Annotated in this window: 19 protein-coding genes; 13 read left to right on the top strand and 6 right to left on the bottom strand. The window is 55.9% G+C overall.

Features of this window, described 5'->3' with window-relative positions; translation table 11 throughout:
* Window positions 1-196 precede the first annotated feature (196 nt).
* The 4 genes from K3762_RS05235 to K3762_RS05250 all read left to right on the top strand — a co-directional run bounded on the left by K3762_RS05235 (window position 197) and on the right by K3762_RS05250 (window position 3514).
* Entirely contained in the window at window positions 197-1162 is a 966-nt protein-coding gene (locus tag K3762_RS05235) for a TRAP transporter substrate-binding protein (protein ID WP_260012016.1), read from the top strand.
* Between the two features lie 95 nt (window positions 1163-1257).
* Window positions 1258-1788: a TRAP transporter small permease gene (locus K3762_RS05240; RefSeq protein ID WP_260012021.1), complete on the top strand. Its 531-nt coding sequence runs from the start codon at window positions 1258-1260 to the stop codon at window positions 1786-1788.
* Complete coding sequence (locus tag K3762_RS05245) at window positions 1785-3083, top strand: TRAP transporter large permease (RefSeq protein WP_260012029.1); 1299 nt, start codon at window positions 1785-1787, stop codon at window positions 3081-3083. Before K3762_RS05240 ends, K3762_RS05245 begins: the two co-directional genes overlap by 4 nt.
* An 11-nt stretch (window positions 3084-3094) precedes the next feature.
* Entirely contained in the window at window positions 3095-3514 is a 420-nt protein-coding gene (locus K3762_RS05250) for a universal stress protein (RefSeq protein WP_260012031.1), read from the top strand.
* Window positions 3515-3693: 179 nt separating this feature from the next.
* Here the strand turns inward: K3762_RS05250 and K3762_RS05255 are convergent, their stop codons facing one another.
* On the bottom strand, window positions 3694-4599 hold the full coding sequence (locus K3762_RS05255; protein WP_260012033.1) for a LysR family transcriptional regulator: 906 nt from the start codon (window positions 4597-4599) through the stop codon (window positions 3694-3696).
* A 176-nt stretch (window positions 4600-4775) separates the two neighbouring features.
* Between K3762_RS05255 and K3762_RS05260 the strand changes: the two genes are divergently transcribed.
* The 3 genes from K3762_RS05260 to K3762_RS05270 all read left to right on the top strand — a co-directional run bounded on the left by K3762_RS05260 (window position 4776) and on the right by K3762_RS05270 (window position 10784).
* A complete protein-coding gene (locus K3762_RS05260) occupies window positions 4776-6440 on the top strand; it encodes a GMC family oxidoreductase (RefSeq protein WP_260012036.1) in 1665 nt (554 codons plus the stop codon).
* Window positions 6441-6465: 25 nt separating this feature from the next.
* Window positions 6466-8976, top strand: a complete 2511-nt coding sequence (locus K3762_RS05265) for a CoA transferase (RefSeq protein ID WP_260012038.1) — start codon at window positions 6466-6468, stop codon at window positions 8974-8976.
* A gap of 161 nt (window positions 8977-9137) precedes the next feature.
* Window positions 9138-10784 (top strand): BCCT family transporter, encoded by a 1647-nt coding sequence (locus tag K3762_RS05270; protein WP_260012040.1) that lies wholly within the window; start codon window positions 9138-9140, stop codon window positions 10782-10784.
* 88 nt (window positions 10785-10872) lie between these two features.
* On the opposite strand, the gene otnC is transcribed toward K3762_RS05270, so the two are convergent.
* The 4 genes from otnC to K3762_RS05290 are packed head-to-tail and all read right to left on the bottom strand — an operon-like array spanning window position 10873 to window position 14259.
* A complete protein-coding gene (otnC, locus tag K3762_RS05275; RefSeq protein ID WP_259948236.1) occupies window positions 10873-11511 on the bottom strand; it encodes a 3-oxo-tetronate 4-phosphate decarboxylase in 639 nt (212 codons plus the stop codon).
* Window positions 11508-12770 (bottom strand): 3-oxo-tetronate kinase, encoded by a 1263-nt coding sequence (gene otnK / locus K3762_RS05280; protein ID WP_311198987.1) that lies wholly within the window; start codon window positions 12768-12770, stop codon window positions 11508-11510. The genes otnC and otnK overlap by 4 nt, the downstream gene beginning before the upstream one ends.
* Window position 12771: 1 nt before the next feature.
* On the bottom strand, window positions 12772-13158 hold the full coding sequence (locus K3762_RS05285; RefSeq protein WP_259948239.1) for a methylglyoxal synthase: 387 nt from the start codon (window positions 13156-13158) through the stop codon (window positions 12772-12774).
* A 3-nt stretch (window positions 13159-13161) separates the two neighbouring features.
* On the bottom strand, window positions 13162-14259 hold the full coding sequence (locus tag K3762_RS05290) for an isocitrate/isopropylmalate dehydrogenase family protein (RefSeq protein WP_260012042.1): 1098 nt from the start codon (window positions 14257-14259) through the stop codon (window positions 13162-13164).
* A 272-nt stretch (window positions 14260-14531) separates the two neighbouring features.
* Between K3762_RS05290 and K3762_RS05295 the strand changes: the two genes are divergently transcribed.
* Window positions 14532-15227: a GntR family transcriptional regulator gene (locus tag K3762_RS05295; RefSeq protein ID WP_260012044.1), complete on the top strand. Its 696-nt coding sequence runs from the start codon at window positions 14532-14534 to the stop codon at window positions 15225-15227.
* A 46-nt stretch (window positions 15228-15273) separates the two neighbouring features.
* On the opposite strand, the gene K3762_RS05300 is transcribed toward K3762_RS05295, so the two are convergent.
* Window positions 15274-16281 carry a Gfo/Idh/MocA family protein gene (locus tag K3762_RS05300; RefSeq protein WP_260012052.1) on the bottom strand — a complete coding sequence of 336 codons (1008 nt, stop codon included), beginning with the start codon at window positions 16279-16281 and terminating at the stop codon, window positions 15274-15276.
* 230 nt (window positions 16282-16511) lie between these two features.
* Here K3762_RS05300 and K3762_RS05305 point away from each other — a divergent pair, with 230 nt between their 5' ends.
* The 5 genes from K3762_RS05305 to K3762_RS05325 all read left to right on the top strand — a co-directional run bounded on the left by K3762_RS05305 (window position 16512) and on the right by K3762_RS05325 (window position 20945).
* Window positions 16512-17519 (top strand): tripartite tricarboxylate transporter substrate binding protein, encoded by a 1008-nt coding sequence (locus tag K3762_RS05305; RefSeq protein WP_093926270.1) that lies wholly within the window; start codon window positions 16512-16514, stop codon window positions 17517-17519.
* A gap of 69 nt (window positions 17520-17588) precedes the next feature.
* Entirely contained in the window at window positions 17589-18359 is a 771-nt protein-coding gene (locus K3762_RS05310) for a hypothetical protein (protein ID WP_243263080.1), read from the top strand.
* Entirely contained in the window at window positions 18359-19864 is a 1506-nt protein-coding gene (locus K3762_RS05315) for a tripartite tricarboxylate transporter permease (RefSeq protein WP_243265724.1), read from the top strand. Before K3762_RS05310 ends, K3762_RS05315 begins: the two co-directional genes overlap by 1 nt.
* The gene (locus tag K3762_RS05320) at window positions 19864-20154 is read left to right on the top strand and encodes a putative quinol monooxygenase (protein ID WP_243265723.1); all 291 of its coding nucleotides are present in this window, start codon (window positions 19864-19866) and stop codon (window positions 20152-20154) included. The genes K3762_RS05315 and K3762_RS05320 overlap by 1 nt, the downstream gene beginning before the upstream one ends.
* A complete protein-coding gene (locus K3762_RS05325; protein ID WP_260012060.1) occupies window positions 20151-20945 on the top strand; it encodes an N-acyl homoserine lactonase family protein in 795 nt (264 codons plus the stop codon). Before K3762_RS05320 ends, K3762_RS05325 begins: the two co-directional genes overlap by 4 nt.
* The last annotated feature ends 12 nt before the right edge of the window (window positions 20946-20957 follow it).

The raw sequence follows: 20957 nt of genomic DNA on the forward strand, positions 1-20957 counted from the left end.
CGATATAAGGTGCTGCGGCAATTACACTGATTGGTTTGCCTACGAGTCTCAAGCGAAAGCCGCCGTCAAATTGCCGGTGAAAGGCGTCAAATTGATGAGATTCCAGATTTAGCCGTCAGTAGTGGCCTTGGCAGAAATGTTGTTTCGAACGACGATCTTGAGGCAATCGAATAACAAAAGAATCAGGGAACCGAACATGAAAAAGATCATCTTTTACACCGCTGTCGCATCCATTTCGCTTGGCGCTGCAACTGCCCAGGCGGAAACTTGGGATCTGGCGCTCGCCTATTCCGCGACCAACTACCATTCAGAAATTGCTACAGCTTTCGCCGATGAAGTTTCCGAAAAAACAGATCTTGATGTGGTCGCGCATCCTGGTGGCTCGTTGTTCGCTGGGGCGGAAATCTATGGCGCTGTTCGCCGTGGCCTTGCTCCAATGGGTGAGCGTTTGATTTCGGCACTTGCCAACGAGAATCCCATTTTCGAAGTTGATTCCGTTCCATTCCTCGCCACCGGTTTTGACGGGGCTGCGAAACTCTACGCTGCGTCCAAACCTGCACTTGTAGACACCCTGAAAGAAGACGGGCTTGTGTTTCTCTATTCATGCCCTTGGCCACCGCAAGGCTTCTATTCGGTCGCAGAAGCGAGCGATCTTGCCTCGCTTAAAGGCCTGAAGTTTCGCGCGTATAACGCCACCACGTCCCGCATGGCCGAAGGGTTAGGCATGGTGCCTACGACAATCGAAGCCGCCGAACTGAGCCAAGCTTTTGCGACAGGCGTTGCGCAGTCAATGATCTCCTCCGGTTCAACCGGCTTTGACCGTAAGCTTTGGGAAGAGGTCGACTATTTCTATGACGTGCAGGCTTGGCTACCACGCAACATGGTCTTTGCAAACGGGAAGGCTTGGGAAGGTCTGGACGAAGAGGCACAGAATGCAGTTCACGCAGCCGCGGCCAATGCCGAAAAGGCATGCTGGAGCAAAGCTGAAGAGTTGGCCGGTTGGTATGTCGAGCAGTTCGCAGAAAATGGGATGACTGTCGGTACACTTGAAGGCGAAGTCCTTGACGGCTTCTTGTCGGTCGGCGCTGAACTGCGTGCCGATTGGGAGGAACGTGCGGGTGACAAAGGTGTTGAGATCATCAAGTCTTTTGAGGCCGAATGATTTCAAAGCGGTCGCTTGCGCCCGGAGGTAAAGTGGGCTGGTGCAGTAAAGACTGCGTCAGTCTCGTCGTCCCGATTTTCTAGGAAAGGATTGCCATGTGGCGTTCTACATCATCAGCCTTTGATAGGCTCTATGTCATCTCGGGGTATTGCTCTGGCCTTTTACTTGTCGGGCTTTGTTGCATGATCCTTTACAGTGTTATTGGACGACTATTTGGTCTTTACATGGGGGGGGTGAACGACGTCGCCGGCTACGTCATGGCCACAAGCACGTTTCTCGCCCTCTCGTATACATTCCGCACAAACGGTCACATTCGTGTGGCATTGTTGCTGAATAGCACAACGGGCCAATTGCGCCGGTCCCTAGAGACTTTGTGTTTAGGAATTATGACGGCAGTGGTCTGTTACCTGGCCTTCTACATGTGTCGCCTTGTTTGGTTTAGCTACGATTTTCATGAACGCAGCGAAGGCGCAGACGCGATTCTCTTGTGGATACCTCAAATGCCTGTCGCGTTAGGTGCAGTGCTTTTCGCCATTTCAGTCTTGCATTTATTGATTGAAAGCTTGGTCAATTACGACAGCGTTAATCCTGAAAAAAGTAGTCCCGAAGGTGTGAACGAAGTATGACCGAGACACTTGCAATTCTGATCTTTATTGGATCGCTCTTTAGCTTTCTTGCCTTGGGTGTTTGGGTTGGCGCTGCATTGCTGACCACCGCTGCGATTGGTATGGCCTTATTTACAACGCGCCCTATTGGCGACTCGATGGCGCTTACAATCTGGGGTGAGCAGTCATCCTGGACTCTTACCGCGCTTCCGTTGTTCATCTGGATGGGGGAGATACTCTTCCGAACGAAACTTTCGGAGACGTTGTTTCGCGGCATCGCGCCATTCATGCGCAATCTCCCCGGGGGACTTTTGCATGTGAACATTGGCGCATCGGCAGTTTTTGCTGCAATTTCAGGCTCATCGGCGGCAACTGTTGCGACTGTTGGGAAAATGTCTATCCCAGAACTACGTGCTCGTAATTATCCGGAGCACATGATCATCGGGACCCTATCGGGAGCCGGTACATTGGGTCTTCTGATCCCACCATCCATTGCAATGATTGTTTTCGGAGTAACGATTAACGAAAGTATTTCTAAGCTGTTCATGGCGGCGATGATACCGGGGATCGTACTCGCGCTGTGTTTTATGCTTTATGTGATCGTATGGTCCGTTCTTAATAGAGGTACATTTAATCCGATAGCGGATGTCGAAACCTCGGGTATGGGACGGCGTCTGCTCGACTTGCTACCCGTGCTGTGCCTGATCGCCGCTGTTATCGGTTCGATCTACACCGGGGTCGCCACCGCCACCGAGGCTTCGGCGCTCGGTGTGTTCGGAGCTATTGTGCTATCGGCGGTGCAGCGGACATTGTCAATTGACACCCTACGTGAGAGCATTTTGGGGGCCGTGCGTACAACGGCGATGATCATGATGATCCTCATGGGCGCAGGTTTTCTCTCTCTCGCCATGGGCTTTACGGGAATTCCGCGTGCTCTTGCTGAAGGTATCGAGGCGTGGGAGCTTTCGCCTGTGATGCTTATTCTCATTCTCACGCTGTTTTATATTGTTCTTGGCTGTTTCCTCGATGGCCTCAGTTCGATCGTTTTGACAATGGCGGTTATTGAGCCGATGGTGCGTGCCGCAGGTTTCGATATGCTATGGTTTGGTGTTTACGTAATGATTGTTGTCGAGATGGCGCAAATTACACCGCCAATCGGATTCAATTTGTTTGTCTTGCAGGGCATGACGGGGCGCGACATGGGCTTTATCGGCCGCGCATCCTTCCCAATGTTCCTTGTCATGGCTGCCTTTATCATCTTGTTATTCATCTTCCCCGGCATGGCCACGTGGTTGCCTGAAACCTTGAGCAACTAGGAGTTCAAACAATGTCGGAAAAGATTATTGTTTTGGTTGATATTGCCCACTCGAATTCTGCGGTTGCTCTACTAACAAAGGCGAAAACCCATTACGCAGGCGAAGAGCTACATTTGGCATATGTGATGCCATATGGCAATTATAGCTACGTCGAGCCTTTCGTCTCGAAAGAAAGCCAAGAAAATGCTGCACAACGTGCGCATGCGGAGCTCGATGCTCTGACGCATGAAGTGGGCCTTTCGAAGGCCAGTCGTCACGTTCTTCGGGGAGGCATTGGGGATCAGGTCTTTGAGCTGGCCAAGAAGCTTGGGGCAACCGTTCTTGTGCTAAATGCAGTTCGTTTAGGAAGCCATTACAGTACACTAGGCACGCATGCAGCGCAGATCGTCCGGCATGCACCGTGCGATGTCCATATCATGCGTTGTTTTTAGAAACTGGCCATGAACAATGTCGGACCCCAAAGCTACATCGAATTGCATAGCGCTTGGCCAGCGGTCAAAACCGCACAAACAGACCGGGACACAGGACTGCTTCTGGGAAATCTACACATCCACTTAAAAACGCCTTGCTTGGCAGGAGCCATCCACACATGTAATGACAAACTGACCGTTCACCAAACTTTCTGCACCTGCTCAAAGAGCGCTGCGACGACGGGGTCTTTCATCCGGTCCTCTAAGGCAATGATCAAAAGGCAGGCGGGCACGCGCAAGCCCTCGCACACTGTCAGGCCAAAACTCTGACGCTCATGCAACGCGATGGATTCGCGGCACAGGCTTAGCCCCACACCAGAGCGAACCATTTCTAGCATAGAGGCTTCATGGTCGACCAAAGCGACTGTCTTTTGCTGACAGCCATGGCGCGCAAAGATGTTTGCTAAAAGGCGATGATGGGCCGAAGCGGGCGAGGTGCCGATCCAAGGAAGGGCTGCAAGCTGCGCCCAATCGTCGGAGGCGAGCTGCGCCTCCCATCCTGCGGGCGCAATGACGCGATAAAAGAATTCAGCTAGCGTTTTGGTATGCAAAGGCCGTGTCGAAGGAATTGCGTCCACTTCATTCGGATCGGTGAGGTAAAAGCCAGCATCAAGCTGGCGTCCCTTGAGCATGCGCAGGATGTCCCCGCTGATGCAGTGTACCAACTCTGTAGTCACTTTGGGATGAGCCTTGCCCAACTGGCTTAACAACCGTCCAAGGCGGATGAACTCGGGATCAACAATAGTGCCAATTTTTAGTTTGCCTGACAGCTCACCAAACTGCGTGCTCGCGCGGCGATGGAAATCGGACATGGCAGCGAGAACCTGCTCTGCCAGCGGCAACAGTGTCGTGCCATCAGCCGTGAGCACCAGGCCGCGCGGCGAACGTGTGAACAGGGTGACACCTAGGTCCGTACTCAGGCGTTTGATCTGATGGCTGAGCGCGGGTTGGGTGAGGTTGAGCACCTCGGCTGCGCGCGAGACGCTGCCCTCACGCGCAACGGTTGCGAAAGCCAAAATTCCATTCACGTTCGTCAGTCTGTCCATATTAAAATCTTTAATATCAGGCGAAGGAATTTGTCATTAGGAAAGCTGCGCTTGGCTAACTAAACCTAGGCGGATGTTGCAGCGGCCTGGGGCCTTTGGAGTAGTGAGTTGCGCAGTTCGATCGCAGCGAGCCCCTCGCACGAATGCTGCAGCAATGACAAAGGGGAGGCCGGGCGGTGTCGCAAGCCGAGAGTGAATTCGACTTTATCGTCATTGGGGGCGGTTCCGCAGGGTGTCTTCTGGCCAATCGGCTAAGCGCGGATCCGAGCAACCGGGTTCTGCTGCTCGAAGCGGGGCGGCGGGACAACTATCATTGGATCCATATTCCTGTCGGGTACCTCTATTGCATCGGCAATCCACGTACCGATTGGATGTACAATACCGAGGCCGATCCCGGGCTGAACGGCCGGGTCTTACGCTATCCGCGCGGAAAAGCTTTAGGAGGCTGCTCTTCTATCAACGGTATGATCTATATGCGCGGGCAGGCCAGAGACTACGACAATTGGGCGTCCCTTAGCGGGGACGAGGACTGGGGCTGGGAAAGCTCGCTGCGCGATTTCATGGCGCATGAGGATCATCAAAAGCTTGACGATGGCGCCGACCCGACCACGGGCGACAACAGCCGATTTTCTGACATGCATGGGCATGGCGGGGAATGGAGAGTTGAAAAGCAGCGGCTGCGCTGGGACGTCTTGGATAGCTTTGCCGATGCGGCAGAACAGGCAGGAATCGAGAAGACAGAAGATTTCAATTCTGGTGACAACGCAGGTGTTGGCTATTTTGACGTGAACCAGCGCTCTGGTTGGCGGTGGAATACGTCTAAAGCTTTCTTGCGGCCCGCCAAGGATCGGCAGAACCTGACTGTCTGGACTGAAGCTCAGGTGGAGAAGCTGGTATTTGAAACTAATCCGCAAGGACAGCTACGCTGCAACGGCGCGCGGGTTCAACGTAAAGGGCGGACGGTTGAGGTGACCGCGTGGCGTGAGACAGTTCTATCAGCTGGCGCGATTAACTCCCCACAGATATTGCAACTATCGGGTATTGGCCCGGCAAACTTGTTAAAGACGCATGGCATCGAGGTGGTGCGAGACGCGCCTGTGGGGGAAAACCTTCAGGATCACCTGCAGATCCGTGCGGTCTATAAAGTGGCGGGGACACGAACACTGAACACATTGGCGGGAAACCTTTTGGGTAAGGCCGCCATTGGGGCAGAATATCTCTTCAAGCGTTCTGGCCCGATGAGCATGTCCCCCAGTCAGCTCGGGGCGTTCACGCGCTCGGACCCGAAACGGACCTATGCAAATCTCGAATATCACGTGCAACCTCTGAGCCTCGAAGCCTTTGGTGACGACCTTCATAAGTTTCCGGCAATTACGGTCAGCGTTTGCAACCTCAACCCCTCCAGTCGCGGGCATGTCCGGATTCGGTCTGCAAATTTCCGCGATGCGCCGATGATCTCGCCAAATTATTTGGCGACAGAAGACGACCGCAAAGTTGCCGCGGACAGCCTGCGCCAAGTGCGCGAGATTATGGCGAAGCCTGCGATGCGACCTTATGAGCCGGAGGAATACAAGCCCGGGCCCCAATATCAAAGCGACGCAGATCTCGCCAAACTCGCGGGAGATATCGCCAATACGATCTTTCACCCTGCCGGTACGGTCAGAATGGGGAGGCTTGACGATGATAGCGCCGTTCTCGACCCGCACCTGCGACTGAAAGGCGTAGTAGGGCTGCGGGTGGTCGATGCCAGTGTCATGCCGGAAATAGTCAGCGGAAACACCAATTCGCCCACCTTGATGATCGCGGAAAAAGCAGCACGCTGGATTCTTGCCGGCCAGTAGACACCCCATTTCCCGAGGAGGAAATATGCGAAACACTAAATCCAACCTTCCTTTGACCGGGGTAAAAGTTATCGACTTCGGCCAATATATCGCTGGTCCTGCTGTGGCGATGTTGCTGGGGGATCTGGGCGCAACTGTCGTACATATTGATCCCCCGGACGGACCGATGTGGGACAGCCCCGCCAATGCTGCGCTGATGCGCAATAAGATGATTGTGACGCTTGACCTGAAATCAGAAGAAGGGCTGGCGCAGGCACGGGCGCTTTGCGCCGAGGCTGACATCATTGTTGAAAACTTCCGGCCCGGCAAACTGGCCGCACTCGGAATCGACTTTACCGAGATGCGCACCGCGCGGCCCGAGTTGATCACCGTGTCTATCCCCGGGTTTGCCTCCAACGATGCCGAACGACGCGAACAACGCGCGTTTGAAAGCGTCGTTGCGGCTAGTTCCGGCGTCTTTACGGACATGGGTCTAAACCGCGTCCTTATGGGGTTGAACCCGTCCTTCTCTCCCTTGCCGCTGTCGTCGGCCTATGCCTCGCAAATTGCAGCCTCGGCCACCGTGCTGGCGCTTCAGTCGCGGCAATTGTCCGGTTTGGGAGATCATATCGAAGTGCCGCTGGCCGCCGCGGTGATGGAAGGACTGTGCTATAATTCAATCAAGGTCGCAGATATGCCGCAGCGCTATCTGACGCAGCGCGAGATCGAAATTGAACGCCGCCGCGTCGAAGGTCTGCCAATGAACGTTTCATATGAGGATTTGCAGGAACTGCTGGATCCGTTTTTTCGCAGCTACATGTGCAAGGACGGGCGTATGTTCTACGTCGTTTGCCCAAGCCATAAACACCATGCCCGGCGCTGTCTTGAGGTGTTGGGCCTCTATGACGAAATGGTTGAGGAGGGGCTTCAGGAAGAAGACGACACCTACAAGCCGCAGGCAGAGTGGGAGACGGATACCTCACTTGGTGTCTATCCGATGCCGAAACCTTGGGCAGATAAGATCGCTGCTCGGATGAAAGAGGTCTTTATGACCCGGACCTCTCATGAGTGGAAACGCATGTTTGGGCGGGCTGGAATTCCGGGCGCACCGCAACGTTGGTTGCAAGAGTGGATTAATGACGAATACGCCGAAGCTTCCGGCCTGATGATCGACGTCGATGATCCGATTTACGGAGAGATGACCCAACCCGGTCCTGTAGTGTGGATGGAGGAAAGCGGCGAAGAGGCGCTGGCCCCCGCACCGCGCCTATGGGTCGAATTCGATGTGGCCCTGAAGGCTTTGCGCAAACTTCGAACTGATATCCCCGAACCGGAAGAGGGCATTGATCAGGAGGGCTGGCTCTCGGGCGTTCGAGTATTGGACATGTGTAACGTGATCGCAGGGCCGCATGCCGCAAGCTATCTGGCGCGGTTCGGTGCTGAAGTGATCAAATTGGACCCGGCCACGCCGCTTTACGACAGCTGGAACACCGTGATTTACGGGATGAGCCAGGGGCGAGGAAAGAAATCCATTCTGGCGGACATCAAATCTGAGCACGGCCGCAAGGTTTTTGAAGACCTTGTGAAATCGGTTGATGTGATCTTTTGGAATGCGCCCGACAGTCAGATCCGTCGGATGGGCCTTGATGCCGAAAGCCTGCGTAAGCTGAATCCCGAAGCGATCTTTTGTAAACTTGACTGCTTCAGCGGCGTTCAGCGCGGTGTGCGGACCGATTACATCGGCTATGACGACCTCGTACAGGCTACAACGGGGATCATGCTGCGCTTTGGCGGTGCGATGGACCGGCCCGAAGAGCACGCCCATGTGGGTACCATTGACGTAATGTGCGGCTTCGGCGGGGCTTTGGCTGTGGCGGCGTCGCTTTACCAGAAACACCGTTTCGGTCGGATCGGGCGGGGGCGTACCTCGCTTAGTTCAAACAGCGGCCTGCTGCAAATCCCCTTCGCCTATGATTTCCGGGGACGGGGTCTTTTCGATGAGCCCTCAGGGCCGGAAGTGAATGGTTATGACCCGCTAAGCCGTTTTTACAGTACCGCTTCGGGGGTTTATATCCTGCTCAGCGCTTATGAAGCAGACGTCCCTCGTTTTCGCGCTGTGGAAGGACTCGAAGAACTGCCCAATGTGCCTGCGGATGAGCGTGCCGCTTTTCTGGCGGGAGCTTTCCAGTCCCACTCCGCAACCGAATGGATCGCCCGGTTGCGCAGTGCCGATATCGGCTGTGCGTTGTGCAATAACATCGACGAATTGCGCTCCGAAAATATGCGCGAGCCGGACGGCTCGCCGGGCACCGAACGGGGCAGTTACTCATTCTCGCAGTATGCTGACCATCCCAGCGGCCATGAGGTCATTCAACTTGACCCCTATGCCGTGCGACCGGCGCGGGGGCGGGTCTTTGCGTTGTCACCAACCGAGAAGTTCGGAGCCTCCACGCGCAGGGTTCTGGCCGAGCTAGGCTATTCCGATGGCGCGATCGAGCGGATGTTGAAATCGGGGCAGATCAGCGAAAGCTGGAGCGGAGAATACCTGCCTAGCTAGCAAAAAATGAGGGCGGCGCCGAACGGGCTGCCCTTCTATTGCGGCGCATTCGGACAACCGAGGTGCTGCGTTACCCGAAGGGTTCGGACCAGTCATGTCGTGCATCAGTGTACGGCAAGTGGAGGAGGCTGTCTGGATCTTATTGCCATGATGGAGGATATATGGCCTACAAACCACCCTTAATGGATTTGCATATCGCAACCACACGCCGGGGATTCTACTCCGGCTTTACCCGCAGTGTCGCTATTCCATCGAAAATTCTGGTGAGCGCCCTTATCGTCTGGGCGATAACCGTCCCAGAGAATGCTGCTTCTGTACTGAACGCGCTCAATGGCGCAATGCTGAGCAGTTTCGCCAGTTGGTACATTTGGGTGGTCGCGCTCTTTTTACTGCTTTGCATCGGTTTGGCGCTTGTGCCCTCAACCGGCCGCCTGGTGCTCGGACTGCCTGATGACAAGCCTGAATTCTCGCGGTTTTCGTGGTTCTCAATGATGTTTGGCGCGGGAATTGGCATTGGCATGCTGACCTTCGCCACCGCTGAGCCAATGTACCACTTCGCAAACAATCCCAATGTCATTACGGGCGAGACGACTGGTTCGGCAAGCAGCAATGTGACGTCGGCCTACGTCTGGTCTTTCCTGCATTGGGGTTTTTCGGCTTGGGCCTGCTATGCGCTGGTTGGGCTGTCGTTGGCCTATTTCTCCTATCGCCGCGGCTTGCCGCTTACAGTCCGTTCCGGCCTCACGCCCCTTTTCGGAAAGCACCTGTCAGGCATTGGCGGGCACGTCGTCGATATTGTCGCTGTGGTTGCCACGATCCTCGGCGTAGCCCAGACCTTGGGCTTTGGCGTTGAGCAGTTTGTCGCGGGGCTTAGCCGTATCGGATTTGGCGATTGGATAATATCTGAGAATGGCAAACCGTCGGCCATGGGGATCGTGGTAGCACTGATTGTTATCCTCGGGGCCTCCACGCTCTCGGCCCTTTCAGGGGTCGGGAAGGGGATCAAGTGGCTGTCTAACTTAAATATGGGGCTGAGCTTTTTCCTATTGGCATTCTTTATTCTCTTCGGGTCCACCTTCTTTGGTCTCGGATCATTGGTATCTGGGCTTTCTGCTTATCTGGTAGAGCTGCCCAGAATGCTGTTCACCGTTTGGCATGCGGATGGAACTGAGACGGGTGACGCGTTGGCCGCATGGCAGGGGGGGTGGTCTGTTTTCTATTGGGCATGGTGGATCGCCTTCGCCCCCTTCGTCGGTGTGTTCTTAGCGCGTATTTCACGGGGGCGGAGCATTCGTGAGTACGTGTTGGGGGCAATCGTTATCCCTTCGTTGATGTGTTTCGTTTGGTTCACAATTGTCGGCGGCACAGCGATCGATCTTACCCTAAATGCCACAGCAGGAGATGCGATTTCAGGTGCTGGTCAGGAAAGCCAACTCTTCGTAATGCTCGACCTCATCCTGGCAGATGGATTGGCATGGGGGATGGCCGCGATTGTTGTGGTTTTGTTGCTGACCTATTTAGTTACAACAGCAGACTCGGCGATCTTGATCGTGAACACGATCAACGCGGCGGGGGAGGAAAACCCAAAGGGTCGTGCCCACATCGTCTTTTGGGGCGTGGCGCTCAGCCTTGTCGTAGGCGGCTTGCTGCTGGTTGGAGGGCTCAATGCCATCAAGACAGCGATGGTGATCGGGGCGTTGCCCTTCAGCTTTGTTATGTTCTTGATGTGCATCGCGCTGATTAAGGCGGTCATTCGTGACGCCATTCGCGACAAGAACGGTGTTCAAAGTTTCTACGTCGCAGAATAGTGGTTTTGCGGGGGTGCATGCTCTGCGCCCCCGCTTATTGTACTTAGGTTCGAGAAAGATGCGATCGGAGCACTGCTCGATAGCAACATCAGGTTTGCGTCGGGAACCGCCGCTGTAAATCCGCAACCTGTTCAGCTGTGAGAGGCCGCGTTTCCATCGCTTGGAGTGCAAGAAACAGTTTTGCGGTCTCCTCCAACTCCTCGGTCGCATAGACCGCGTCGGACAGCGATTTCGCCGATACAACCGGCCCATGGTTCGCCAACAGAACCGCATGGTGGTTCGAGGCCATTTCGCCGACTGCCTTTGCCAATTCCATATCTCCCGGAGCGAAATAGGGCACGAGGGGGAGTTTGCCGACACGCATAACGTAGTAAGCCGTTAAGGGCGGAAGGACATCTTTGTGGTTAATGCATTTCAGGCAGCTTACGGCGACGGAATGGGTGGAGTGCAGATGCACGATGGCCGACGCGCCGGACCGTTTGGCATACATCGCCATATGTAAGAATGCTTCTTTGGTGGGGGCATCACCTGAAATGTGGCGGCCTTCGGGGTCCAGCAATGACAGGCGCGCTGGATCGAGGTCTCCCATGGAGGAACCGGTTGGGGTCATCAGCCAACCGTCGTCGACCCGCACGCTGATGTTCCCAGAGGAACCGAAACTGAGCCCCCGGTTATAAAGCGACGCTGCACGGCGCACGATGTCTTCTCGGATTTTCGCATCACTCATGGCAGCACCTTTAGGGCATCTTCGAAAAAGCTGGGTTGACCAAAGTTTCCAGACTTCAGCGCCAATGTTAAGGGGCGGTCCAATGCTTGGGTCCACGGCACGCCTGGCGCGATCTCGGGGCCAATTTCGAGCGTTCTGATTTGAAGGGCCGAGACAACCGCGCCGGAAGTTTCTCCCCCTGCGACCACCACCCGATGAAAGCCCGCCTCGGTAAGGCGCAAAGCAAGGGCGCTTAGGGTGTCTTCCATCATTTGCCCAGAGGCGGCCACGCCGTAGCGTTTCTGGATGCCTGCGACTTCTTCTGGCTCTGCCGACCCGTAGATGATCACTGGACTATCGCTAGGCTGAGCTTTTGCCCATTCTGCCAATTCAGTCACCATATCCTCACCCGCTGCGACCCTATCGATATCCACCTTTGCGTGAGGCCACATTGCCTTGGCCTGTGCGAGCTGTGCGCGCGTGGCGGCCGAGCAACTGCCCGCCAAAATCAGCGCACGGCCGTTGGTGGCCGAGAAATTGAAGTCTTGCCTAAGGGTCATTTTGCCGCGCACCCGGAAATTGTCCGGCAAGCCGAGCGCGATACCTGAGCCGCCGGTGATCAGCTTGTGATCTGCCGCAGCTTGGCCGATGGTCCTCAGTTCGGCATCGTCTAGCGCGTCGATAACGGCGTATGAATGGCCTCCGGCTATCAGCGCTTCCATTCTTGCGCGGATTGCTGGCACACCTTGTTGAACGATTGGTGCGGGAATGAGTCCTACCTTGCCGGTGGATTGCGCCTCCATCAGACGCATAAGATTTGAATCGCGCATTGGCGTTAGCGGGTGATCCTTCATCGAGCTTTCCGCCAAGGGCAACCATCCGACGAAGAGCACGCCGTTGTAGATCGTGCGGCCATTCTTAGGAAAAGCAGGGCAGATCAATGTGAGTTCGCAGCTCATTGCTTGGCGAAGCGCATCGGCGACCGGCCCGATGTTTCCTTTCGGTGTTGAATCGAATGTTGAGCAGTATTTGAATAGGATTTGTTCAGCGCCTTCTGACTGGAGCCACTTCAACGCGGCCAAGGACTCGGCAATTGCATCCTCTACCGGCGCCGTTCGTGATTTCAGCGCCACAACAACCGCATCCGCATCGCCATAGGTCGCTTCAGGGCTGGGGACTCCGATGACCTGAACGACCCGCATCCCTTCACCGACCAACGTATTGGCAAGATCTGTGGCGCCGGTGAAATCATCGGCGATAGCGCCAAGAACGATGGGCATTTCAGTATCCTTTCAGATCGATATCGCGTTCGAGAGCCGCGATAAGTAGATTTGCGGTTGCACGGTTGGTTGCGACAATTGCCTGATACAGCGCTGAGACCCGCAGCAGGGCTTTGACGTCCACATCGTGGGGTACCGCTGAAAGCGGATCGAAGAAAAAGACCAAGGCATCAATTCGGCCTTCTGCGATCATCGCGCCAAGCTGTTGGTCGCCCCCAAGCGGTCCGCTTAGCAGCCGGGTGACCTTGAGCTTCGTTTCCAGAGCGATACGTTTGCCCGTCGTTCCGGTGGCATAGAGTGTTTGCTGCGCCAATACCGCCTTATGGCGGGTAGACCACGCAATTAAAGCGTCCTTGCAGCAATCATGAGCAACCAGCGCGATCCGCATCGGTTACCCCTTAAGGCCGGCCACGACTTCGCGTGTTGTTGCGATGGTACCCATATCACCGCCAAATTCCATCGGGCGCAGCGCATTGGCGGAAAAGCCCTTATCGACGGAAGCTTCGATCAAAGCGGCCGCGTCGGTATACCGACTGTCCCCAGAGCGTTCGCCAAGGTAGTCCAGCATCAGTGCTCCGCTCAGGATTGCGGCAAGGGGGTTCGCCTTGTCCTGTCCCATGATATCAGGGGCGCTGCCATGGGCGGGCTGAAAAAGACCGTTTTCATCTCCAATTTCGGCGCAGGCAGCCATGCCCATGCCGCCGACCAGACCACCGCCCAGATCAGACAGGATATCGCCGAACATGTTCTCCATTACCATGACATCGAAATCCCAAGGACGCCGCACCAGATCAAGCGCTTGGGCATCGACGTAGTTATAATTTGCCTCGATGTCGGGATAGTTCGGTTTGATCTCGTCAAAGATCTTGCGGAAGAAAGCCATCGACGTGAAAACATTGGCCTTATCGACACAAGTCACGCGACCGGGCTTGCCGCGCTCTTTGCGTTTCTGGGCCAGTTTGAACGCGAAGTTGTGAAGCTTTTCTGTAGTTGCGCGGGTGATGCGCAGGGTGTCGCGCACCTCTGTATCGCCGATCACTTCGCTGCGTTTATGGGCCGCGGCGGAATAGAACAGCCCTTCGGTGGACTCGCGCAGGATCACCATATCGATATGCGCCGCACGAGGATCGGCTAGCCGTTGGGGCGCGTTGGGGTAGGCCTTGATGGGGCGAATGCCAGCGTAAAGGCCAAAGCGGTCGCGCAGGCGCAGGTGAGGTGAGATTTCTGTGCCATCATCATGGCGGATCGAGGGCAGGCCGATCGCGCCTAGGAAGATGGCATCTGCCTCGCCTGCGCGTTCTTCGCCACCGGGCTCGATGTCATGGCCGGTTTCAGCATAGTAGCCCGCGCCTGCGTTGATCTCGTCATAGGAAAGGGCAGGGGCGCCGCTTATTTCGCAGGCTGCATTGACGACTTCGATGGTCGCATCTGCGACATCAATACCGATCCCATCCCCACGGATAAGGGCGATTTTCAAACCAGAAGCCATGTCATTTTCCTTGGACTTAAAATTTCACTTTGGTCGAAGGCAGCCCACACGAACGTGCGTGCACCTCTGACGAACGCCACAGCTGAGGGACAAACCATGCACTTTCGTTGTGTCGCTCTGGTTCGACAAAACACGCTGTAATGCTCCCACTCAGTCTGCAATTCGCACGGCATCACTTCGCCACGTATTTATCTGCGTATGCGTTGATGCATTGATAGTCAATGGGTTTCGGGTTATCTTCTCGTGGCGCTGAACGAGAGGGAGCGGTTGGAATGAATTCGAGCAAGGTCAAATCGGCAGAGGCCGAGAAACCGGTCTCGCAGGCTGCTCGTGTTGCGGCCATTCTTCAGGGGATGATCACGAACAACGAGCTGCCGCCCGGCTCCAATTACCTAGAAGCCGAACTTGGGGAGATGTTGAGCGTTTCGCGCACCCCGATCCGCGAAGCTGCGGTAATTCTCGCCTCCCGTGGTTTGGTCGAAATCCGGCCTCGGCATGGTATCCGCGTTCTGCCTCTGACCATCGCTGACATGGTAGAAATCTATGACATCTTGATTGAGCTTGAGCCGTTGGCCGCCTTTAAGGCCGCTGAGATGGCTTATCCAGAAAAGGACCTGCGTGGGTTGGATGAGAGCCTAACGCAAATGGAAAGCGCTCTGCTGCAAGAAGACCGCAAAGAATGGGCGGCGGCGGATGATCGTTTCCATCAGGGGTTGGTGTCCCTGTCGGGGAGTCGACGTCTGGAGGAGGTGATTGCGATGTACAGCACGCAGGTGCATCGCGTGCGGTTGCTGACCCTCTATATGCGCCCGCTGCCCCACGCCTCGAACGAAAACCACCGCGCGCTTTATGATGCGATCCGCAACGCGGAGCCTGAGCGTGCCCGCGACCTGCACCATGAGCATCGGGTGAAGGCGAAAGCATTGTTGATCTCATTGCTAGAACAGAACAACCTGTCGCGGTTTTGAGCAAAGCGATACGCTGGGCAGGCGTATCGCCTGAGATGCGGCAAGCCTAGACCTCCAATTTGCGGCCTTCGTCGGCAGAGCGATAGATTGCATGCTCAATCTCGATCACACGCAGATAATCGCGGGCCTCATTTTCTAGTGCGGTGCCGTTCAGCAGCGCCGATACAACATGTTCTTGCAGGGCTTTTGTGCAATCCCCGCCGAATCCCTCATGCTGGTCGGGGGGCGAAATTTCTTCAGCCTCTAGCGCGCCGAAAGGGCGGACCCAGATTGATCCGTCACCATAGAGCGTAAGCGCCCCTTCGGTTCCTTCAATCAACGCCTCGCCCATGGTGCGGCGGGTGTTATCGGCAGCGTGATCCAGACTGCGGTTGGCGTCAAATAGGGCTCTTACCCCACCGGGATGGTCAAAAGTAACGTAACCCGCATCCTCGCCCGCAATTACCGGGTTCACACGGCGCAGATCAGCGTAGACATGGCTTGGTTCACCAAAGAGATACCGGAAAGTATCGACCCAATGAACGCCTGTCTCATGGATCAAAAAGCGCTCCATCTTTTGGAAATACGGCTGGCGGGCAAGATAGGCGTCTGGGCCCTGGCCATCACCCGGGCGTAACCGAAAGCTGGCCTGTAGCGTGGTGCCAATCCGGCCTGTCTGAAGAGCAGCCTTGATCTTGCGGTACCACGGCTGGAAGCGGAAGTTCTCATGCACGACAAGTGGCACGCCTGCATCTTCCGCCAGTTGGGTGATTTCGCGGGCTTCTTGCAATGATGTGCAGAAGGGCTTTTGGCAAATGATCGCTTGCGGGCTTCGGGCGAGCGCCTTGCGAATGGCTTCTGCGTGCCCCACGGGGGGGAGGATGATGTCGACGATATCGGGGTTTGTTGCCAAAAGGGCGTCGATATTGTCAAAGGCTGGGACGCCAAAGGCTTTTGCTTTTTCGGGCGAACGATCTGCGACCCCAACAAGGGTCACGCCCTCCATGCGTTGCCATCCGCTGATGTGGAACTGGCTGAAATAGCCAGCCCCCAGACAAGCGATCCGTAAAGTCATGTCATTCTTCCCTTTTTTTTCTCAGCGCGGCCTTTGGGTGTTGCTTAACCCATTGCGTCGGTTACGCCCAATCTTGTTGGCACCGCAGATTTCAGGTGCGTCTCGCGACCAAGTCCGGGCTGGGCAAAAGTGTAGAAACGCCCCTTTAGTCTGACGTGTGAGTTGACAACACATTTGTTAATGCATACGCAGATAAATGCAATAGGCACCGTATCCATTGGGAGGATGAGATGAAAACCAAATTTGCACTGGTCGCGCTTGCCGCGACGCTAAGCACCGGGCTGACCGCTTCGGCGCAGGCGCAAGAATACCCATTCCGCGATATTACCGACGTTGTCGTTTGGGGCGCGGGTGGCGGCACCGACAGCATCAACCGGATGATCATGGCCGAGATGGAGAAACATCTGCCGGTTTCGATCAACGTGACCAACCAGACAGGTGGCGTGGCTGGATCCAACGGTATGGTCTTTGTCCAGAACCAACCCGACGACGGCTATACACTTGCGGGCATCTCTGAATCCAATGTGACAGCTGCCGTTCAGGGCGGCTGGGATCAGAAGTTTGATTTTTGGTATCCCTTCATCATCGGTGGCTCGCCCGATCTGATCTCGGTCCCCGCAGACAGCCCTTATAGCACGCTACAAGAGCTTATGGATGCCGCGATGGCAGAGCCGGGTTCTATTCCCGCCGCCGCTTCGGGCGCAGGGTCGATCCACCACTTGAACCTGCTGGCCATCGAAAAAGGCGCGGAAGTATCGTTCAAGTTCATCCCCTATGAAGGCTCCGCTGCGGGCCAAGAAGCCGCGATGGCGGGTGAAGTGGAACTGGTCGTGACTTCCTTGGCCGAGCAGGCGCCCTTGATTGAAGGTGGCAAGCTGCGTCCGCTGGCAATGCTGACACCCGAAGAAGGCAAGCTGGGCGAGACCACAATCCCATCCGCATTTGACATGTATGACGGGCTAGAAGCCTATCTTCCGCTCAAGCAATCTATCGGGTTTGGCGTTGCGAACTCTGCATCCGACGACGTGAAGACCACGCTGACCGACGCATTCGATAAGGCGATGGCGTCAGATACAGTGGCTGAGTGGGCAGCGGCGAACTACTACGATATCGGTGGCCAGTCCGGCGATGAAGCGCAGGCAATTTTCTCTAAGCTGGAAAGCACCTTTGCCTATACGCTGAAAGAACTCGGCTCTACCACTGTCGACCCGGAAAGCCTTGGCATTGAAAAGCCTTAACAATCACTGAAAACAAGATGGATCGGGGCGCGCATCTGTGCCCCGTTTCGCCGATTGAGGGGGAGCAAAATGGGTATCGAAAAACTGCAGGCAGAACTGGACAAAGATCTAGAGATGCTGCGTGCCCGCGATTTCTGGGGCGCTCTTGCGCTGATCTGCTGTGCGGTTTTCTTTCTCTGGCGCACAAGTTTCATTCCCTTTCTGGGAGAGAACCGCGCCGGGGTGAGCGGGGCAGAGTGGTATAACTCCGCTGCCATCGTTCCTTTTGGCATCTGGTTTGCAATGCTCCTACTGGGATTGGTGTTGCTGCGCATCGCGATCAAGGCAGGGGGCGCAAAACGGGCATTTTCCGCCGTCGGCCTTGGCTGGGACCGCCAAGAGGCCATCCGCATCGGTTCAATCGCGGTCATCATGGGCATGTTCATTTTTGCTCTCGTTCCGCGTGTGGATTTCATCCTTGCCAGTGGTCTGGTGATTACTGCGCTGATTTACGGATTTCACGCGGGTCGGGTCGAGCGGATGCTGCAGTCGGCAGTTGCCGTGATTTTGCCCGGGATTTACGCACTCTTCATGCACTTTCCGCAGGCAGAGTGGAACAAACCCCATGATGACGATTGGCTGGTGATGGCCGCATGGGTGCTGCTGACCCTCTGGATGTTTGCACATGATCGCAGCCGTATCGCGCGGGCGACACCTTGGGTTGCGGTGCTGACCCCGCTGATACTTGTGACCGCCATGGCCTTTGGATTTCGGCAAAACGTGCCAAACCGGGGCGGGCTGCTGTTTTCAAAAATTGAGTATCACTACTACGTCACTCTTCGTCCGCTTTGGAGAAACTGATGGAATTTTTCCTATCACAGTTGCAAGGTTTCGGTGGGGCTTTTGCTGCCCTCGTCACGGATCCGATTACCTATCCCTATATCATCATCTCGGTTTTTCTGGGCATTGTCTTTGGCGCGTTGCCGGGGCTGACGGCGACCTTGGCGGTCACGATCCTCACCGGCTTTTTTGGTAATAAAATTCCGCTTGATTATGCGCTGATTGCCCTGTTGGGCGCCTATGTGGGCGCAATCTATGGCGGGTCTTACCCTTCGATATTGCTGAACATTCCCGGCACGGCAGCCAGCGCGGCCACGGCGATGGACGGCCACCCACTCGCCAAACAGGGACGGGGGGCCGAGGCCTTGGGGCTGACCACCACGGGCAGCTTCATCGGCACACTCATCGGGACGGCTGCCCTGTTGGTCTTTGTCTGGGCGCTTTTGTTGATTTCGCAATCCATCGCCAGCCCTGAAAAGGCGCTGTTGGCGCTATTTGGGATTCTGCTGTCCGGTACACTGATGTCCGAAGACCTTGTGGTTAAAGGCTGGATCGCAGGGCTTGCGGGACTGGCGATGGCGATGGTCGGGCTTGATCCGTTGCTGAGCGAGCCGCGCTATACCTTTGGTTGGTCTTATCTGTTGTCAGGGTTTCAGGTCGTGCCGGTGCTGATGGGGGCCTTTGCGATCCCGCAGATCATTGATGGGCTGCGTCAGATTGATGCGGGCAAAGTCATCGCGCTCAAGGGACGTATCCTGCCCAACCTCGCAGCCATCCGGCGGCATATGCCCACCATCGCCCGGTCTGGCGTGATCGGGACGGGAGTGGGTGCGCTGCCGGGCGTGGGCGAGGACGTGGCCGGTTGGGTCAGCTACGGTGTTGGCAAATCAGCCAGCCACGATGGCAAGAACTTCGGCAAGGGATCAATCGAAGGGCTACTGTCGTCTGAGACGGCAAATAATGCCTGCATCGGCGGTGCGCTGATCCCGTTGCTGGTCTTGGGTATTCCCGGCTCTCCTCCCGCGGCAGCGTTGATGGGGGCGTTTAAGATCAACAACATCATCCCCGGGCCGACGATTGATCCCTCAATCATTTTGCGGGTCTGCGCGATCATGGTGCTGGCGTCGCTGACCATGTTTATCATGGGCCTGTTCACTGCGCGGGTTTTCATTCAGATCCTGCGCCTGCCGCAGACTGTTTTTCTGCCCGTCGTGCTGATCTTGACCACCATTGGCAGTTTTAGCGTGGGAGGCGGGATTAATGATCTCTACCTCATGCTGGGCGTGGGTGCGCTGGCTTACTTTATGAACCTGATGCGATATCCGATCGCACCGCTGGTCATCGGCGTTATTCTGGGTGGACTATTCGATGAAACCTTCCGCCGCTCTTTGCTGCTGAGCGATGGCGACCTGTCAGGCTTTTTCACCCGACCCACCGCCGCGGTCTTGCTGGCGCTGAACGTGGCGCTGATTGCCGGGCAGTTGCCGGTGGTTCGCCGTACATTCGCAAAATTGAGGACTAGATAATGTTTGCCATCTGCGTGACCTTTCGTATCGCAACAGGGCAGATGGAGGATTTCATGCCTCTGATGCTTGATAACGCCGATACCTCTAAAAAGCTTGAACCGGGCTGCCACCGCTTCGACGTGCTTACCGATGCGGATAAGCCTGATGAGGTGTTCCTCTATGAGCTTTACACGGATAGCGCGGCCTTTGATGCCCACTGCGACAGCGCCCATTTCAAAGCATTTAGCGCGGCCACGGCTGATATGGTGGTAGGCAAAGACGTAACGAGCTGGAGCACTGTAGCATCATGAGTGAATGGGAGGTTCATGCGGTCAAATACGCAGATCGCAACGCGCGGGTGAGAGGCGACAGCTTTGTTTTTGATGACCGGCACGACGTGGCCCACCCGATGGATTATTTCATCTGGGTTTTGCGCCAAGGAGAGCGGGTGATCCTCGTTGATACGGGCTATGATGCGGCTGAAGCCGACGCGCGCGGCCGCCCGATCCAGCTTGATCCGCGCAGTGCCTTGGCGCCCTTGGGCATCACATCCGAAGCAGTCGAGACCGTGATCGTGACGCACCTTCATTACGACCACGCAGGCGGCCTGCATCTTTTCCCCAATGCGCAATTGCATATCCAAGCGGCTGAGATGGCCTATGCCACGGGGCCTTGCATGTGCCATGATACGCTGCGGATGCCCTTTTCTTCGGGACATATCTGTGAGGCGGTCAAACGTCTCTACTCCGGCAAGGTGATCTTCCATGATGGCGATGCCGAGGTTGCAGAGGGGGTCACGGTCCACCGTATCGGGGGGCATAGCCGGGGGCTGCAAGCGGTGCGGGTGCTCACATCGGCAGGCTGGCTCGTGCTGGCCTCTGACGCTGCGCATTTTTATGAGAACTTCCAAAGCCGCAAACCCTTTCCCATCGTGGTCGATATGCAGGACATGCTGGAGGGTTTTACAACGATCGAGCGGCTCGCCAGCCGACCTGAATTGATTGTGCCCGGACATGATCCCTTGGTCATGTCATCCTTCCCAAGTGACAAGGCGGATCACATCGTGCGGTTGGACCGTGGTCCCAAGCCGTCCTCCGCTTGATCTATGCCCCCG

The sequence above is a fragment of the Sulfitobacter sp. W074 genome, assembly GCF_025142275.1.
Classification (GTDB): domain Bacteria; phylum Pseudomonadota; class Alphaproteobacteria; order Rhodobacterales; family Rhodobacteraceae; genus Sulfitobacter; species Sulfitobacter profundi.

What these genes read in the sequence shown, in the direction of transcription:
- K3762_RS05320 (WP_243265723.1), top strand. Translation starts at nt 19,864, where the DNA reads ATGTTTGCCATCTGCGTGACCTTTCGTATCGCAACAGGGCAGATGGAG.
- otnK (WP_311198987.1), bottom strand. Translation starts at nt 12,770, where the DNA reads ATGCCCATCGTTCTTGGCGCTATCGCCGATGATTTCACCGGCGCCACA.
- K3762_RS05255 (WP_260012033.1), bottom strand. Translation starts at nt 4,599, where the DNA reads ATGGACAGACTGACGAACGTGAATGGAATTTTGGCTTTCGCAACCGTT.
- K3762_RS05300 (WP_260012052.1), bottom strand. Translation starts at nt 16,281, where the DNA reads ATGACTTTACGGATCGCTTGTCTGGGGGCTGGCTATTTCAGCCAGTTC.
- K3762_RS05290 (WP_260012042.1), bottom strand. Translation starts at nt 14,259, where the DNA reads ATGGCTTCTGGTTTGAAAATCGCCCTTATCCGTGGGGATGGGATCGGT.
- otnC (WP_259948236.1), bottom strand. Translation starts at nt 11,511, where the DNA reads ATGAGTGATGCGAAAATCCGAGAAGACATCGTGCGCCGTGCAGCGTCG.
- K3762_RS05235 (WP_260012016.1), top strand. Translation starts at nt 197, where the DNA reads ATGAAAAAGATCATCTTTTACACCGCTGTCGCATCCATTTCGCTTGGC.
- K3762_RS05245 (WP_260012029.1), top strand. Translation starts at nt 1,785, where the DNA reads ATGACCGAGACACTTGCAATTCTGATCTTTATTGGATCGCTCTTTAGC.
- K3762_RS05310 (WP_243263080.1), top strand. Translation starts at nt 17,589, where the DNA reads ATGGGTATCGAAAAACTGCAGGCAGAACTGGACAAAGATCTAGAGATG.
- K3762_RS05265 (WP_260012038.1), top strand. Translation starts at nt 6,466, where the DNA reads ATGCGAAACACTAAATCCAACCTTCCTTTGACCGGGGTAAAAGTTATC.
- K3762_RS05285 (WP_259948239.1), bottom strand. Translation starts at nt 13,158, where the DNA reads ATGCGGATCGCGCTGGTTGCTCATGATTGCTGCAAGGACGCTTTAATT.
- K3762_RS05270 (WP_260012040.1), top strand. Translation starts at nt 9,138, where the DNA reads ATGGCCTACAAACCACCCTTAATGGATTTGCATATCGCAACCACACGC.
- K3762_RS05305 (WP_093926270.1), top strand. Translation starts at nt 16,512, where the DNA reads ATGAAAACCAAATTTGCACTGGTCGCGCTTGCCGCGACGCTAAGCACC.
- K3762_RS05295 (WP_260012044.1), top strand. Translation starts at nt 14,532, where the DNA reads ATGAATTCGAGCAAGGTCAAATCGGCAGAGGCCGAGAAACCGGTCTCG.
- K3762_RS05315 (WP_243265724.1), top strand. Translation starts at nt 18,359, where the DNA reads ATGGAATTTTTCCTATCACAGTTGCAAGGTTTCGGTGGGGCTTTTGCT.
- K3762_RS05240 (WP_260012021.1), top strand. Translation starts at nt 1,258, where the DNA reads ATGTGGCGTTCTACATCATCAGCCTTTGATAGGCTCTATGTCATCTCG.
- K3762_RS05250 (WP_260012031.1), top strand. Translation starts at nt 3,095, where the DNA reads ATGTCGGAAAAGATTATTGTTTTGGTTGATATTGCCCACTCGAATTCT.
- K3762_RS05325 (WP_260012060.1), top strand. Translation starts at nt 20,151, where the DNA reads ATGAGTGAATGGGAGGTTCATGCGGTCAAATACGCAGATCGCAACGCG.